Raw genomic sequence first — 15,957 nt, forward strand, 5'->3', positions numbered from 1 at the left:
AAGATAAAAGGATCATTGATAAGTCGGATTCAGTTTGTCCAAATCCTTTATATTAGCGCATTCAATTCCCCTCAATTATGTATTACCGATTCGGAAAAGCCTTTTATTTCCTCAGTGTTGCCCTCTTCATTTTCTTTCTCCTGTATTTCTATTCAGCATTGCCGGAGAAAGTCAGTTACAATTTCAATGAAAATGGATTATCGCCCGAAAAGCTGAGTAAGGGCTCGTTTTTCTATGGAATGATTGCCATTTTCATACTAATGAATGTGATTGTTCTCTTACCTCCAAAATTACTGGAAACCAAAAATCACAAAGGATTGATCCGTGTTTTTCCGATGGGAGATAGGTTTCGGGATTATTATCTGGGATGGTTTTATTCTTTCGGAGGGATTCTGAATATGAGTTTAGGTATGTTGGTGTTTTACACCCATGCTATTAATAATCAGGATGTAATCGCTGCGAGTCAATTCAATTTCTTCTTTTATCTCATCCCAGGACTTTTCGTCTTATGGGTATTTGGATTGTTTGCCATCCTCGTAGGCAAATTCAATCAGGTAAAAAATAAATCTTGAGCATAATAAGTATCAAATAGACTATGGCTGAAGAAGTTAAATATACAGAAGACAGTATCAGATCCCTCGATTGGAGGGAGCATATCAGACTAAGGCCTGGTATGTATATCGGTAAATTAGGTGATGGTAGTGCGCAGGATGATGGTATATATGTGCTTGTAAAAGAGGTGCTTGATAATTCCATCGATGAGCATATGATGGGGTATGGTCGTACTATCGAAGTCAAAATTTCTGAGCATAAAGTAGAAGTTCGTGATTATGGTCGTGGTATTCCGCTAGGAAAAGTAATCGACTGTGTATCCAAGATCAATACGGGTGGTAAATATGATTCTGGAGCATTTCAGAAATCTGTAGGACTAAACGGTGTGGGTACCAAAGCTGTAAATGCTTTGTCTGATTTTTTCAAAGTACAAGCATACAGAGATGGGGAGACGAAAGTTGCTGAATTCGAAAAAGGGATTCTTGTAAATGACGCGCCGATAGCCAAATCATCTGATCGAAATGGTACCAAAATGGTGTTTACTCCCGATGCAGCTATTTTCAAAAACTACCATTTCATACCAGAGTATTTAGAAAACCAGATCTGGAACTATGCCTATCTGAATGCTGGTCTTACGATCAATTTCAACGGCAAGAAATTTTTCTCAGACAGAGGGCTTTTTGATCTTCTTTCCAACAAAATAGACGAGGAAACGCAGCGATACCCGATTATTCACCTGAAAGGGAACGATATCGAAATGGCCCTTACACACTCCAATCAGTACGGAGAGGAGTATTACTCTTTTGTCAATGGTCAATACACTACTCAAGGAGGTACGCATTTGGCAGCTTTCAGAGAGGCAGTTGTCAAGACCATAAGGGACTTTTTCAAGAAAGATTACGATGCATCTGACATTCGTCAAAGTGTAGTAGCAGCTATATCCATTCGTGTTCAGGAACCGGTTTTCGAATCACAAACCAAAACCAAACTCGGATCACAGTCTATTGGTCCTGATGGGCCGACTGTCCGTACGTTTATCAATGACTTTTTAAAGACCGATCTGGATAATTATTTACATAAGAATCCGGCAGTTGCAGATGCGCTTTTGAAGAGAATCCTTCAATCAGAGCGCGAGCGAAAAGAGATTTCGGGCATTAAGAAACTGGCCAACGACCGAGCGAAAAAGGCAAATCTTCATAATAAAAAGCTGAGAGATTGTCGTGTTCATTATGATGATCCAAAGGCAAATGAAGAGGTGAAGAATAACACCATGCTGTTTTTGACGGAAGGGGATTCAGCTTCAGGTTCTATTACCAAATCGCGTGATGTGCAGACTCAGGCAGTATTTTCTCTTAGAGGAAAACCTTTGAACTGCTTTGGGATGACCAAAAAAGTAGTGTATGAAAATGAAGAATTTAATCTACTTCAGCATGCTCTGAATATAGAAGATGGAATTGAGAGTCTTCGGTATAGAAAAATTGTGATTGCAACAGATGCCGATGTAGATGGTATGCATATTCGCTTGCTCATCATGACCTACTTCTTGCAGTTTTTTCCTGATTTGGTGAAGAATGGACACTTGTTCATTCTTGATACACCTCTATTCCGGGTACGAAATAAGAAAGAAACTATCTATTGCTATTCAGACGAAGAGCGTCAACGCGCCATTCACAAACTAGGAAACAAGCCTGAAATCACTCGATTTAAAGGACTTGGAGAGATTTCCCCAGAGGAATTTGGAGGATTTATAGGAGAAGATATCCGTCTAGAGCCAATCATTCTGAACAAGGAAACTAAGATCGTTGACTTGCTTACTTTCTATATGGGTAAGAATACGCCAACACGTCAGAATTTTATTATTAAAAATCTCAAGATTGAGAAGGATCTGGCTCTTGAAGACCCTAAAAAAGAAGAAGAAATTGACGAAGAGACTGAAGCGGCTTAATTTGTATTAAATATGCAATAATTGACAAAATTGTATAAAAAGTGCAAAAAATATTGAAATTGCTTTATATTCACAATGTATGTTTGTGTAAATAATGCTATATGAAAGAGTGGATTGTAATGGGGGATGTGGTCAAAAGCAGTGATGCAGATCAAGTAACCTTACAGAGGAATTTCGCTGAGCTAATTAAAATGGTTAACGAAGCATTTAAAGAGGTATTAGCTTCTCCATTGACAATTACATTGGGTGACGAGTTTCAGGGGATTGTGAAATCTCCAGAGGATGTTGCCTTTGTTCTTGTCGCTTTGGAGGAATATAGATGGAAACTAGAGATTCCTATTTTGATAAGATACAGTGTGACACTGGGACAAATTGATACAGATATCAATCCAGTCATCGCCTATGGGATGCTGGGATCAGGTTTAATGGAAACTAGAGAGGCATTATTAGAGATGAAAAAGGAGGATGATAGGTTGGTTCTGAATGGGGATTTCCCAAGAAAGCGCCAGATGTCCTTGTCACTCAATTTGCTCTTGGAGCTACAAGAGCAATGGAAATGGAAAGATCGCGACATTATCAAGGGATATTTTAAGTTTAAAGACTACAAGAAAGTGGCTAAAGACTTAGACAAAGATGTATCGCTAATGTGGAGAAGGTTTAGATCCTTAGATTTCGCTTCCTATCAAAAAAGGAAGAAGCTTGTCAATCTGATATATGGAGACAGAAATTAGGTTTATCGGTTTTTATCTGGTTTCAGAAGTTCTGGCTTATTTTATTTTTAAGCTAGTTCGGATTAAGTATCTGAAAAATCATGATTCCAAACGTCCTATGTGGAATGGAATCATAGAGCGAATCTTTGTCTATCTCTGCTTGATCACTGGCGTTTACCATGGATTGACATTATTTGGCGCTTTGAAAATCGGTACGAGAATTAAAGCAGATGAAAACAAAATTTCAAATGATTATTTCCTAATTGGAAATTTGATTTCTGTTGGACTGGTTTTATTGACCTTCCAACTTTATACATACTGGAATACACTATGAGTGACGAAAACAACTTACCTAAGAACGGAGATGAATCCCTGCACACATCTGTCCCGGTGACAGGCATGTACAAGGAGTGGTTTCTGGATTATGCTTCTTATGTAATCCTAGAGCGAGCTGTTCCTGCTATCGAGGATGGATTGAAACCAGTGCAGCGGAGAATCATGCACGCGATGAAGGAGATGGATGATGGTCGATTTAATAAGGTCGCTAACATCATCGGTCAATCCATGCAGTTTCACCCACACGGAGATGCTTCTATTGGTGACGCTATAGTAAATATTGGTCAAAAGGAGCTGCTTATAGAAACTCAAGGAAACTGGGGCGATGTCCGTACGGGGGACCGTGCAGCTGCTGCTAGATATATAGAGGCTCGGCTTTCCAAATTTGCGCTGGAAGTAGTGTTTAATGCTCAGACTACCGAATGGCAACTTTCATATGATGGTAGAAAAAGAGAGCCAGTAACGCTTCCCGTTAAATTCCCGCTATTGCTTGCTCAAGGGGTAGAAGGTATTGCAGTAGGTCTTTCTACCAAAATCCTTCCACACAATTTTATTGAGTTGATTCTTGCTTCCATTGAGATTCTCAAGGGAAATAGATCCAATGTTCTTCCTGATTTTATCACAGGAGGATTTGCAGACTTTTCTGAGTACAATGAGGGCCTTAGAGGTGGCAAAGTAAAAGTTCGGGCAAGAATTGAAGAAGAAGATAGTAAAACCCTTTTAATTAAGGATATACCTTTTGGAGTGACTACGGATACGTTGATTGATTCTATCCTGAAAGCTAATGATAAAGGGAAGATTAAGATCAAGAAAGTAGTCGATAACACAGCCAAAGATGTGGAGATCGCTATTCAGCTAGCACCTGGAGTTTCTCCGGATGTTACGATTGATGCGCTATATGCTTTCACTGATTGTGAGGTTTCCATCTCACCAAATGCTTGTGTGATTATCAAGGATACCCCAGTTTTCCTTACGGTAAATGATATTCTTGATTATAACACCAAGCAGACCAGGGCTCTCCTTAAGCGTGAGTTAGAAATCCGCAAAGGGGAGTTGATGGAGAAGTTGCTTTTTTCTTCTCTTGAAAAAATATTCATCGAGAATAGAATTTACCGAGACATCGAGGAGTGTACTACTTGGGACGATGTTTTGAAGGCTATTGATCTAGGATTGGATCCTTATAAACCTGACTTTTACAGGGAAATCACGACAGACGATTTGGTTCGTTTGACTGAAATTAAGATCAAGCGAATTTCGAAATTTGATACGTTCAAGGCTGATGAGCTGATGAAACGCCTTCAAGATGAGCTGAAGGAAGTGAATCATCACTTGAGGCACTTGACGGATTATGCGATAGCATACTATGAAAACCTACTTACAAAATACGGTAAGGGTCGCGAGCGTAAGACTGAAATCAGGACTTTTGACGCAATACAAGCTAATACTGTAGCTGCAAGTAATGCGAAGCTTTATGTGAATCGAGCAGACGGATTTGTGGGTTACGCACTCAAAAAGGATGAGTTTGTTTGTGATTGTTCTGACCTCGACGATATCATTGTAATTCGTAAGGATGGCGTATGCATGGTTTCCAAGATCCAGGAGAAGAATTTCATGGGTAAGGATATTTTGCATGTGGCAGTTTTCCGAAAGGGTGATGAGCGGATGGTCTACAATTACATTTATTTAGATGGTACAAGTGGCCGTGCCATGGTGAAACGCTTCCAGGTTTTGGCTGTGACTAGGGATAAAGAATACCTACTTACCAAGGGAAGCAAGGGAAGCAAGCACCTTTATCTGACTGCAAATCCTAATGGTGAAGCAGAGATTATCACAGTTTACCTGACTCAGGGGGCAAAGGCTCGTGTGAAAGTTTTTGATTTTGATTTTTCTACAATTGAAATTAAAGGACGAGGAGCAGGAGGGAATATTCTTACTAGATACCCGATTCGAAAAATTCAATTGAAGATGGAAGGTGTTTCCACTTTGGGAGGAATTGATATTTATTATGATCCGATTGTTGGCCGATTGAATACAGATGAGCGTGGAAAATTGATTGGTAATTTCCTTGGTGATGATAGGATTTTGGTTTGTTACAAAAGTGGTGATTATGAGCTGACTACTTTTGAATTAACCAATCGATATGATGTCGCCAATGTTATTTTAATAGAGAAATTTAATCCTGATAAAGTACTGTCAGCCATATACTTTGATGGCGCTAGCAAAACCTATTATATAAAACGTTTCCAGGTAGAGACTACAACATTAAATAAGAATTTCAATTTTATTTCGGATCACAAACAATCGTATTTGAAGCTTGTTTCCACTGAGAAACAACCGCAAGCTAGAGTCACTTTGATCAAAGGAAAAGAGGAAGAAGTGATGGAATATGATTTGGATATGCTCATCGATATCAAGGGTTGGAAGGCACTGGGTAATAAGCTAAGCACTTATGAAGTGAAAGATTTGAGCTTGATTGAATCCAAAAAAGCTGAGGTGAAAAAAGAAGCTGAGCAGACTGATGAAAACGAATCTGAATCAGAAGATGATATTGAAATCGGTTCGACCATAGATTTATCAGTGAAAAAAGACGATGAAGAACAATTGGGGCTATTTTAACTAGCCTCATTTTTTAAATGGAGAAAAAAAGTCAATTAGAACCTATAGACCAAGGCTGGCTGGATTATTTAAGCCAATACATCACTGACCATAAGAAGTCGGTGATGGAGAAAGTCCTTACTCAAAGAACCCGCTTCCTTACGGTCGTTTTAGAGGATATTTTCAAACCACACAATGCCAGCGCAGTTTTACGAACCTGTGATTGTTTTGGTATACAGGATGTGCATGTCATAGAAAAAGTGAATATGTATAAGATCAATCCTTTTGTCACGCGTGGAGCATCTCAGTGGATTGATCTGCATAAATATCACAACAAAGAAGGTTCTGCAGTTCAGGATTGTTTTTCTGCATTGAAACAAAAGGGATACAAAATTTATGGAACTAGTCCATTGCCTGGTTCAATTTCCATTCATGATTTGGAACCGGATGAAAAGATCGCGTTAGTATTTGGAAATGAGCATGAGGGTATAAGTGCAGAAGTTCAAGAAAATGTGGATGGGTTAGTTCATATACCTATGTTGGGTTTCACAGAGAGTTTTAATATTTCCGTGGCTGCATCCATTGCTCTTTACGAGCTTGTTAAAAAAGTAGAGAATTACGATCATCCGGATTTCTATCTGACGGAATATGAGAAGCAAATCCTTCGAATGAAATGGTATAGATCTGTGGTAACCAGACCTGAATTGCATGAAAAAGCCTATTTGAAGACTAGGAACGTTTAATTCTTCTTCTGGAAAATAGAGTTGATTTGCTCACTTAAAGGCACTTTTCTCGATTTGTTCTTGGCTTTTTTTCGTTGTCTTTGCTTTTTCTTTTGCTCCTTACTTTTCACCAATACCATTCGCGCCGATATTCCCATTTGTCCTCTATAAAAATCCTCGCGTCCGACTAGGTTTATATTCGGTTTGTAGTCCAAGGAAATGACGGTATTCAAGACCGTGAGTTCCAGTCCACCGATTAGATCTACTCCTGCAGTTGAATTACCGTAAGTATGTAAGATTTGCTTGCTTTCTTCGTCTTTCACAAAGCTTTCTTCTACACCAAAGGATGCACCAGCGCCATAGTAATAATTAAATCGCTTGGAGATAATGGGGTGATGTTTTTCCACCAAGGCTGTAAAAGTTGTATTCAGCTTAAAATCTGACTGAAGAATAGCCTCGATTGAAACCTGCTTGGTAATTCGTTGCTGAGCAGTTAGTCCTACAGTTCTATACTGGTTATTGTTTCCAAATCGAAGTCCCACCGCAGTGCCATAGCGTTGGGCATGAGTCAAAGAAATTGAAGAGAAGATGAGAAGGGTAAGTAGAGTTAGACGTGCTTGCATAGACTATTATCAAAGGAAATGACCCTTATTCAATAACTATTCCAACCTTTGAAAATTAAAAAATGAGCAAAAAAAAATGCCCTCTAAAAGCGAATAGCTTTAGAGGGCATTTATTAATTGGTCCTAAAATCTATTAAGATTCTGAAACTATAATTTTTTCTATTTTGTCGCCTGCTTTGATCTCATCGATAATATCCAATCCTTCTACTACTTTGCCGAAACACGTGTGATTTCTGTCTAGGTGAGCAGTATTGTCTCTACTATGACAAATAAAGAATTGAGATCCTCCAGTATTTCTACCCGCGTGAGCCATAGAGAGCACACCTCGTTCGTGATGTTGGTTTTCGCCATCTAGTTCACATTTGATGTGGTAACCAGGGCCTCCAGTACCGTTTCCCTTAGGACAACCACCTTGTATCACAAAATTTGGAATAACTCTATGAAAGGTCAGTCCATCATAAAAACCCTTGTTGGCAAGGTCAATGAAATTCTGGACTGCGAGAGGTGCATCCTTCTCGTAAAACTCCACTTTCATCGTGCCTTTTTCAGTAATCAATTCTGCTGTCTTCATCTTTTCAGGTATTTGTTATGTTCTGATCTGTCATTTTTTTGAATTCTAAGCTTTGCAAAAATATAATAATTCAGGAAAGAATTAGCACTTGATTAATAGATAGAGTGCTTTTCATAACTCCCAATAGTTTTATTGATAGCTGTTTTAATGAGATTTGAAAAGATGTTTTTATAAATCAATCTTACTAATAAATAGGTAAATGACTTAAAATCAATGGATAATAAGTTTTAAAAAAAGCTTATAAGATTAATTGAATAATCGACTTTTGATTGAAAAAAAGATTACCTCTTCATCAAAAGTATTATTTGAATGGAATTTATGGTAGTAAGATATTTCTTTGAATTCACCCAGAATTGTCGGTTGAAGACATAAGTTGCTACGTTTTTTCAAATTCTTTGACACGGACTATCAAGAGGTATGCTGCTAAGACAGATAGGATATTTGGATGTAGTCATTAGTGATGAATAAATCTTAGTACCCAAAAAAAGGCTAATCCAATGCTGGATTAGCCTTACACAAGTACTGGAGCAGCAATTATAATAAAGGACTTCCTCCTCTTCGTATGTCTGATTGTCTTTGCCCACGGTGGTCCATTTCCAAGAAACCATCACCGGATTGTCTGTCTCTAATTTGCTTCGATTGCATATCAAATCGATCTTCGTCACTGTAATATGATCTGTTTTCGTGATCGTATCTTCCGTATAGACTACGGGATTCCTCACTATAGTAGGTTCGCATATCATGGATAAATTCGGCTTGAGGTCCAGATGGCCAGTTGTCATGGTCAAAACCAGGGGCGTTTTCCAGGGTTTCTTTGATTTCCTTGACGATAATTACATCATCCTGTTTTGGATTAAACTCGAACGATTCCATGGGTAGGGCAAGAAGCTTAGAACCTAGGTTTAAGAAACCTTCGTCTACTTTTAGAACGACATAATCAACATGACCTGTTGAGGTATTGATCATGATATCTTTGATTGATCCTACAGACTCATCTCTCGCTGTTTTTACTTTACGTGAAGTAGCAGTTGAGCTACTGATTTGGGAATGATTTGAGATATTCATTTTGTTAGTTGGTTAGTGAATTAATTATTTGATTCACTATATCCTAGATCTGTGCCATAGGCTAATTCATAGATTGAAGTCCCTTAAGGTACTTTTATCTCTTACAGGGTGTGAATGACTTTCCCTTTTCGTGGAATGAAATCCCATCTGTTGGGGGTTTTTAGTTAAATTCATGTTCCTATTTTTCTACACAATTGACTCCCACAGACTTATCAACAACTAGCCACCAAGAATTCAATGGATTTCATCAATAGGCCCGTCCTTAATACAATAAACTCAGGATAATTGCGGATATTTCGCCTTTCAGGATAGATTCAGAGTTCGTTATTTTTTTCAAAGAAGCATTCTACAGATATGGAATTCTTCATTTTGGGACGAATTGCTAAAGCCATTCTTGAAGACATCAACAAAAGCGTAAAAAAATTCCTTCTTCACAATGGCAGTCAAAAGCACTCCTGTATCTCAAAATTTAGCATTTAATACACATGTTGATCACGTTGCAAAAGAATTTAATTTCTTAATCTCAGAGTTTGGATATGCTATTTCCAAAAATGAATTTGTAGGCAGAGAGTTTTGGATAGTGTATTCAAAAGAGCTGATTGATATTGAGATATTGTTTGAAATAGGGGGGCTTCCATTTGTGACCTTGAGAAATAATAAGCTGCATCACGATGAAGCCAACTACATCGATAATGGAGATAGTGTAGAAGAGTTTAGCCAACGAGCTCAGCAAATTAAGAATAGCAGATACGAAAGAAGGGAAAAGGATAATATCGATGTAAGTGATGATTACTCCTTATATGGGCGTGATGAGCATATTGAATATTTGAAAGAAGCTGCAAGAACTGTTCGTGAAAACATTGAGTTGAAAAGAGGGAATTTGGGAATGAGAGGCTAATGAAGATTCTTTAATAACCTAGAATTCCATAAATATTAAAATGCCTGCTCTTCAACATGGGAAAAGGATATAATTGGGAATATTGTATCAGTTCAGGTGTTGAGGGATACTGCCAAACTGTCTTGTCCTGATAAAACTTTACACAAATCATAAACTTTCCTAAGAGGAAAAGTTATATAGTATATCCTTAATCTATGATTAGCGCACTTGAATTTCCAGAGTGGATTTGTTAAATCATTTTTATTTTTTCTATTCCTTCTTCCGCTAATTTAACCTGATCCCATCACTCGAGGCTATAGCTTAAGGTATAAAGCCAGCGCTCTTGCCTTTGCTTGTTTATACCGTTTCCTCTTGCAGGTAGTGCTGCCGTCAGGAATACAGAAATATCAAAACAGAGTTCCTTATCTGAAAAATACTTTTGTGACGATTTAGCTCCACTGCCATTTTCATAGATAGAATCATCCAAAAAGAATGGTACATCGAGATCTTAATTGATAGGCTTTTCGAGTTAATCCACATGTCAACATTTGATTTATAAATTACGATGAATGGTTATGGCTCTAATCATAACCAATTCTTAACATGATTATCTGCACATACGGGAATGGCTGTAATAACTTTACTTCAAATAAAAGTGCATGAAATCGATTCTTAATGAACAGCAGCTTCTTCGTGAAATTCAAGATGAGGACGATAATACATCGTTTAAATTGCTGTTCGATACCTACTGGGAAATGCTTTTTCTGCTTGCGCTCAAGAAAACCAAATCGCATGATTTAGCGCAAGATCTGGCTCAGGAAACTTTTATAAATTTTTGGAAGTACAGGAAGCGAATCGGGGAGATACAAAATATTAAAAACTACTTGATTACCATGTTGAAATATCAATTTCTCAAAGGGATAGATCAGGAGAAAATTGTATTTGATGAATTGGATTCTGTCATACCGAATACTTTTTACTGTGATTCTGCTGATGGTTTTAAGATCATGGAATTTAATGAACTCTATACTTTTTTGATGGACAAAATCGATGAACTGCCGACTAGAAGTAAGCAGATTTTTTTACAGAATAGATTTGAAAATAAAACCGTCAAAGAGCTGGCTGAGAAATATAGTATAGCGGAGTCTACCGTGAGAAACCACCTGAGTCAGGCGAACTCAAAGATCCAGAGCCAACTGGAAAACAACCTGATGGCAGTTTCTATATTATCTATAATTATCTCTTAATTCCTTTATCAATTTGTTATCAATTTGATTTTTTTATTCACGATTCAATAATGGAATTGGAATAGACAGATGTGACAAATAGGGTCTCTTACCTATGAAGAGAGACTTTATGGATTCACAGAAAATCAAAGAACAGGTAAGAAAGCTTTTTAATCAGGAAGCAAAGGATCAATCGAATATTGACCGATTGAATCATTGGTATCAGTCGCTCAATGAGACAGCCTCAAAGCCTGATGATATTGATCAGATCAGAACGGATTCTTGGGAAAGTATTCTCGATGCTATCCAGCCTTTCGATGGTCAAAAGGAAAAGGATAGTAAATCAATTTTCGGGAAATGGATTTGGAAAGCTGCAATTCTGCTGCTGCTTTGTGGAGGAGGATATGGACTATTGTCTGTTCTTCCTGACAAGGAAACTGAAACCTTTCTTGGAGCAGGGTTATATACCAATGATATAGGAAAGGTATCCACTTTTTTTCTTCCTGATGGCACTAAGGTTTGGCTAAGCACTGGTTCACAAGTAGAATATGCGGAGGACTTTCCCAAAAATCGTCAAGTGAGATTGTCTGGAGAAGCTTTTTTTGAAGTAGTGCGTAATCCTGATTTTCCTTTTGTGATTACCACAGGTAAGATTTCTACACAGGTACTGGGTACCTCTTTCAATCTCAAGTCTTACGAAAATGCAGGCGTTGAGCTGTCAGTGTATTCTGGTAAAGTGAAATTTTTCAATCAGAAATCTAAGCTTGATTCTGCTATTCTTCTAAAAGGGGAAAAAGTAACCTGGACATCTGAAAAAGGCATAAGTGACATTGAATTATTTGATATAGAACAACTTCCTGATTGGAGACAAGGCAAAATATCTTTTGATAATGCCGGGATAGATGTCATACAGTCCACCTTAGAAAGATGGTATAAAGTAGATATAAAGATTGAAGGCAAGGGAAGAAACTGCCATTACAGCGGGGAATTTACACAGGCAAGCTTGGAGCAAATTCTAGAAACGCTGAGCTATGCGCTTAACCTAACCTATAAAATAAATGATACCAATGTAACAATCCATACAAAACCATGTGAATAAAAAAACCGGTGATTACGAAAACCACCGGATCAAAGATCGAATGAATTATCTGACTTATTGGTGTACAATTTTGGCGATGCGGCACCTCCAAGTCTCAACCTTTTATTTATCAAAATTATGAAAAAAAAACTACTACAACTCATGTGGGATACATCCAAGTGCCTCATGGTAGTCTTGATGATGACCTATTGCCTGAGTGGATTGGCTTTAGCCAATGATACATACGCGCAACATCTTAATCTGACTAAGATTACAATTCAGTCTAAAAGAACTTCAGTTCTGGAGTTTTTTCATCTGGTAGAAAAGCAATCTGACTTTCGGTTTCATTTCAATCCAGAAGTGATAGAAAATAAGCATCTATTGCTTTCTGGAAATTCTGATCTTGAAACCTTGCTTTACGAAGTAGCAGCACAGACTAAATTGGGCTTCAAGCAAGTCAATGAGTCTATCGCAGTAAAACCTGCTTTGAAAAAATCCCAAGAAGCTATTGAAGTTAAAATTAAAATCTCAGGTAGGATTTTAGATTCGGAAACTCAAGAACCGATCATGGGAGCAAGTGTATTTATCAATGAAACCAGTCAGGGAGCTATTGCTGATTTGGATGGTAATTGGTCCTTGGAGATTGAAGAATACCTAGTTGGCAAAGAAATCAAAGCCTCTGCATTGGGGTATATTCCTACAGTGATGATTATTGGAAATGGAGATATCATTTTCAATCTGATTCCTCAGCAGTTGGAGGAGGTTGTGGTCGTAGGTTATGGCACACAGAAGAAAATTAATTTGACTGGAGCTGTATCGCAGATTGGATCAGAAGCTATTGAAAATAGACCATCGCCTAATCTTACCAGAATGCTTCAGGGAGCACTACCAAACCTAAATATCAAAATGGTGGATGGTAGTCCAACTCGCTCAGCAGCATTTAACATCCGTGGAGCTACCTCTATAGGAGCAGGTGGTGATGCCCTCGTGCTGATTGATGGGGTAGAAGGCGATGCAAATTTGGTAAACCCGAATGACGTTGAAAGTGTCACAATATTGAAAGATGCTTCCTCGGCTGCAGTTTATGGTTCTAGAGCGGCATTTGGTGTAGTCCTTATCACGACAAAAAATCCAGTGAAAGGCAAGACTAGCCTAGATCTGAAAATAAGTAGATCAGTCAATGAACGTACCGTAGTTCCCAATTTAGTTACCAACGGATATGAATGGGCGAAAAACTTTGATGAAGCATTTTTTGCTTGGTATGATTACAAGACTCACCCTATTTCTGTCAATGCGAATTTCCCATTCTCTTTAGAGTACTTAGATCGTCTCAAAGCACATAATGATGACTCTTCTTTGCCAAAAACTGAATTCAATGAAGAACTAAACAGATACGAATATTATGGAAATACCGATTGGTTTCAATTACTTCATCGGGATAAAATGCCCGCTTTGGAAGCCTCCCTTTCTGCTTCAGGAGGAAATGATAAAGCAAGGTATTTCATTTCTGGATTGTACTATCACCAAGACGGAATATTTAGATACTCTCCTGACAAATTTGATAAATACAATATTCGGGCAAAGGGTGAGGTGGATTTGAAGTCATGGCTTTCCTTGGAAAATAATTTTGACCTAAGTACCTATAAGTATGAATACCCATTGCTAGCCAACGGTGATGCAGGAGTTTGGAGATATATGGCTGTAGGTGGATTTCCTATGTCTATGATGAGCAATCCCGACGGGACTTTTACCCAGCAAGGGGTGAATACAGGAGCCTCATTTGTAGAAGGAAGCAGCAAATCTAATCAGTCTAAATTCTATGTGAGAAACACTCCTAGCTTGACGGCAAAACCTTTTGGCGATTTCTTGACCTTCAAAGCAAATTTCACTTTTGCCAAGACTTTCAATACTGATAAGCGCTTCAATAACTTTATAAATTACAGTAATGCTCCAGAGCATACTGCTCGATTTGGCCAAAGTCTTCTCAGACAGCTTTCTGACGAAACTACTTATTGGGGATCCAACATTACAACTGAACTAAAGAAGACCTACAACGATGTGCACAACTTTACCTTATTGTTGGGCTATAATGTGGAAAGCAATCGCTATCTAAATACAGACTCTCAGCGCGATGGACTACTTGTGCCTTCCAAACCTGATTTCAACCTACTTGATGGCTTGAATTACAATATTTCCGGAGGCGGAAATGAATGGAAATATGTAGGGGCATTCTACCGACTGAACTATGCATTCAAAGAGAAATATTTGTTAGAATTCAACGGGCGATATGATGGATCATCCAAGTTTCCTAATGAACAGCGATTTGGCTTCTTCCCATCTATGTCTGCAGGTTGGAATATTTCCGAAGAAGGATTTATGTCGAACGCCAAAACTTGGTTGGAAAATCTGAAAATCAGGGGTTCCTACGGAACATTAGGAAATGGCAATGTGGCTCCTTACCGTTATATGGAAACTATGTCGGTTGGAAAGACCAGCTTAATTCTAGAGGGGGTGCAAAAAGGGTATACTTCCCTGCCTGGTGTTATTCCTACAGGGTTGACGTGGGAGAAAGCCACCACCTTCGATATTGGTTTGGATGCTTCCTTCTTCCAAGGAAAGATAAATTTTACTTATGATTGGTACAATCGTATCACTACGGATATGTTTACCTACGGACCGCCACTACCGAACGTATTCGGAGCAACGGTGCCCTATGGTAACTACGCAGATCTTTCTACCAAAGGTTGGGAATTTTCGGTTACTTGGAGAGACCAGTTCAATGCTGGTGGAAGTCCTTTGAAAGTTAATTTCACTGGTTCGCTGTGGGATAATCAATCAGAAATCACCAAGTTCAATAACCCTGAGAAAATCATCAGTAGCACCTATTATGAAGGAAGTAAAATTGGTGAGATCTGGGGTTATGAAAGCAGGGGTTTTTTCACTTCAGAAGAAGATGTGGCTAATCATGCAGATCAGTCTTTCTTGATAAATTCCAACAATAGACAATGGCTCCCTGGTGATTTGAAGTTTGCAGATACTAATGGCGATGGGGTGATCAATCAAGGACAAAACACAGTGGCTAATCCTGGTGATCGAAGAATTATTGGAAACAATACCGCACGCTATCAATTTGGTTTTAATTTTTCTGCCAATTGGAAAGGCTTTGGCTTGAGTGCTTTCTTCCAAGGAATTGCTAAGAGAGACTGGTACTTCGCACCTGAAGCAGATCTATTTTATGGACCTTATAATAGACCCTACGGATTTCAGCCGGAAATCATGATGGATGACTATTGGACTGAAGAAAATCCCGATGCTTATTGGCCAAGACTTCGAGGTTATACTGCTTTGGGTACCAATCGATCCTTGGGAGCACCTCAGACAGGCTATTTGCAAGATGCCAGTTATTTGAGACTGAAAAATGTCACACTAGATTACACATTCCCAGCACATTGGATAGAGAAGGCAGGAATGAAAAATGCCATGATCTATGTAAGTGGACAGAACATCCTGACTTTCTCAGGTTTGTACAAACACACGGACAACTTTGATCCTGAAATCATCGAAAATCCGTCCGGCGGAATGACAAATAGCCATGGACAAGGCGATGCCTATCCTATGCTGAAGACCTACACGGTCGGACTCAATCTTTCTTTCTAA

General features: G+C 38.5%; 13 protein-coding genes. 10 read left to right on the forward strand and 3 right to left on the reverse strand.

What is annotated here, in order from left to right; translation table 11 throughout:
- Window positions 1-77 precede the first annotated feature (77 nt).
- The 6 genes from ESV85_RS06845 (at window position 78) to ESV85_RS06870 (ending at window position 6,881) form a co-directional block, all read left to right on the forward strand.
- The gene (locus tag ESV85_RS06845; RefSeq protein WP_146916001.1) at window positions 78-572 is read left to right on the forward strand and encodes a DNA topoisomerase IV; all 495 of its coding nucleotides are present in this window, start codon (window positions 78-80) and stop codon (window positions 570-572) included.
- A 23-nt stretch (window positions 573-595) separates the two neighbouring features.
- Window positions 596-2,497, forward strand: coding sequence for a DNA topoisomerase IV subunit B (locus ESV85_RS06850; RefSeq protein WP_146916002.1), 1,902 nt, complete (start codon window positions 596-598; stop codon window positions 2,495-2,497).
- 101 nt (window positions 2,498-2,598) lie between these two features.
- Window positions 2,599-3,228 (forward strand): SatD family protein, encoded by a 630-nt coding sequence (locus tag ESV85_RS06855; protein ID WP_146916003.1) that lies wholly within the window; start codon window positions 2,599-2,601, stop codon window positions 3,226-3,228.
- Complete coding sequence (locus ESV85_RS06860; protein ID WP_146916004.1) at window positions 3,212-3,541, forward strand: hypothetical protein; 330 nt, start codon at window positions 3,212-3,214, stop codon at window positions 3,539-3,541. Before ESV85_RS06855 ends, ESV85_RS06860 begins: the two co-directional genes overlap by 17 nt.
- Window positions 3,538-6,159: a DNA gyrase/topoisomerase IV subunit A gene (locus tag ESV85_RS06865; protein ID WP_146916005.1), complete on the forward strand. Its 2,622-nt coding sequence runs from the start codon at window positions 3,538-3,540 to the stop codon at window positions 6,157-6,159. Before ESV85_RS06860 ends, ESV85_RS06865 begins: the two co-directional genes overlap by 4 nt.
- 17 nt (window positions 6,160-6,176) lie before the next feature.
- Entirely contained in the window at window positions 6,177-6,881 is a 705-nt protein-coding gene (locus ESV85_RS06870) for a TrmH family RNA methyltransferase (RefSeq protein WP_146916007.1), read from the forward strand.
- On the opposite strand, the gene ESV85_RS06875 is transcribed toward ESV85_RS06870, so the two are convergent.
- The 3 genes from ESV85_RS06875 to ESV85_RS06885 form a co-directional block, all read right to left on the reverse strand.
- Window positions 6,878-7,483, reverse strand: coding sequence for a hypothetical protein (locus ESV85_RS06875; protein ID WP_146916009.1), 606 nt, complete (start codon window positions 7,481-7,483; stop codon window positions 6,878-6,880). The genes ESV85_RS06870 and ESV85_RS06875 overlap by 4 nt on opposite strands.
- A gap of 133 nt (window positions 7,484-7,616) precedes the next feature.
- On the reverse strand, window positions 7,617-8,054 hold the full coding sequence (locus ESV85_RS06880) for a peptidylprolyl isomerase (RefSeq protein WP_146916011.1): 438 nt from the start codon (window positions 8,052-8,054) through the stop codon (window positions 7,617-7,619).
- 534 nt (window positions 8,055-8,588) lie between these two features.
- Window positions 8,589-9,119, reverse strand: a complete 531-nt coding sequence (locus ESV85_RS06885; RefSeq protein WP_146916013.1) for a PRC-barrel domain-containing protein — start codon at window positions 9,117-9,119, stop codon at window positions 8,589-8,591.
- A gap of 436 nt (window positions 9,120-9,555) precedes the next feature.
- Between ESV85_RS06885 and ESV85_RS06890 the strand changes: the two genes are divergently transcribed.
- The 4 genes from ESV85_RS06890 to ESV85_RS06905 all read left to right on the forward strand — a co-directional run bounded on the left by ESV85_RS06890 (window position 9,556) and on the right by ESV85_RS06905 (window position 15,957).
- A complete protein-coding gene (locus tag ESV85_RS06890; protein WP_146916014.1) occupies window positions 9,556-10,017 on the forward strand; it encodes a hypothetical protein in 462 nt (153 codons plus the stop codon).
- A gap of 638 nt (window positions 10,018-10,655) precedes the next feature.
- Complete coding sequence (locus tag ESV85_RS06895) at window positions 10,656-11,243, forward strand: RNA polymerase sigma factor (RefSeq protein WP_146916016.1); 588 nt, start codon at window positions 10,656-10,658, stop codon at window positions 11,241-11,243.
- 94 nt (window positions 11,244-11,337) lie between these two features.
- Window positions 11,338-12,321, forward strand: coding sequence for a FecR family protein (locus ESV85_RS06900; RefSeq protein WP_146916018.1), 984 nt, complete (start codon window positions 11,338-11,340; stop codon window positions 12,319-12,321).
- A gap of 117 nt (window positions 12,322-12,438) precedes the next feature.
- Window positions 12,439-15,957, forward strand: coding sequence for a SusC/RagA family TonB-linked outer membrane protein (locus ESV85_RS06905; RefSeq protein WP_223275925.1), 3,519 nt, complete (start codon window positions 12,439-12,441; stop codon window positions 15,955-15,957).

The organism is Algoriphagus aquimarinus (assembly GCF_007997215.1).
Lineage (GTDB): Bacteria > Bacteroidota > Bacteroidia > Cytophagales > Cyclobacteriaceae > Algoriphagus > Algoriphagus aquimarinus_A.

Coding starts and splice junctions, on each gene's coding strand:
- ESV85_RS06855 (WP_146916003.1), top strand. CDS start 2,599: ATGAAAGAGTGGATTGTAATGGGGGATGTGGTCAAAAGCAGTGATGCA.
- ESV85_RS06860 (WP_146916004.1), top strand. CDS start 3,212: ATGGAGACAGAAATTAGGTTTATCGGTTTTTATCTGGTTTCAGAAGTT.
- ESV85_RS06890 (WP_146916014.1), top strand. CDS start 9,556: ATGGCAGTCAAAAGCACTCCTGTATCTCAAAATTTAGCATTTAATACA.
- ESV85_RS06905 (WP_223275925.1), top strand. CDS start 12,439: ATGAAAAAAAAACTACTACAACTCATGTGGGATACATCCAAGTGCCTC.
- ESV85_RS06900 (WP_146916018.1), top strand. CDS start 11,338: ATGAAGAGAGACTTTATGGATTCACAGAAAATCAAAGAACAGGTAAGA.
- ESV85_RS06895 (WP_146916016.1), top strand. CDS start 10,656: ATGAAATCGATTCTTAATGAACAGCAGCTTCTTCGTGAAATTCAAGAT.
- ESV85_RS06850 (WP_146916002.1), top strand. CDS start 596: ATGGCTGAAGAAGTTAAATATACAGAAGACAGTATCAGATCCCTCGAT.
- ESV85_RS06870 (WP_146916007.1), top strand. CDS start 6,177: ATGGAGAAAAAAAGTCAATTAGAACCTATAGACCAAGGCTGGCTGGAT.
- ESV85_RS06845 (WP_146916001.1), top strand. CDS start 78: ATGTATTACCGATTCGGAAAAGCCTTTTATTTCCTCAGTGTTGCCCTC.
- ESV85_RS06885 (WP_146916013.1), bottom strand. CDS start 9,119: ATGAATATCTCAAATCATTCCCAAATCAGTAGCTCAACTGCTACTTCA.
- ESV85_RS06875 (WP_146916009.1), bottom strand. CDS start 7,483: ATGCAAGCACGTCTAACTCTACTTACCCTTCTCATCTTCTCTTCAATT.
- ESV85_RS06880 (WP_146916011.1), bottom strand. CDS start 8,054: ATGAAGACAGCAGAATTGATTACTGAAAAAGGCACGATGAAAGTGGAG.
- ESV85_RS06865 (WP_146916005.1), top strand. CDS start 3,538: ATGAGTGACGAAAACAACTTACCTAAGAACGGAGATGAATCCCTGCAC.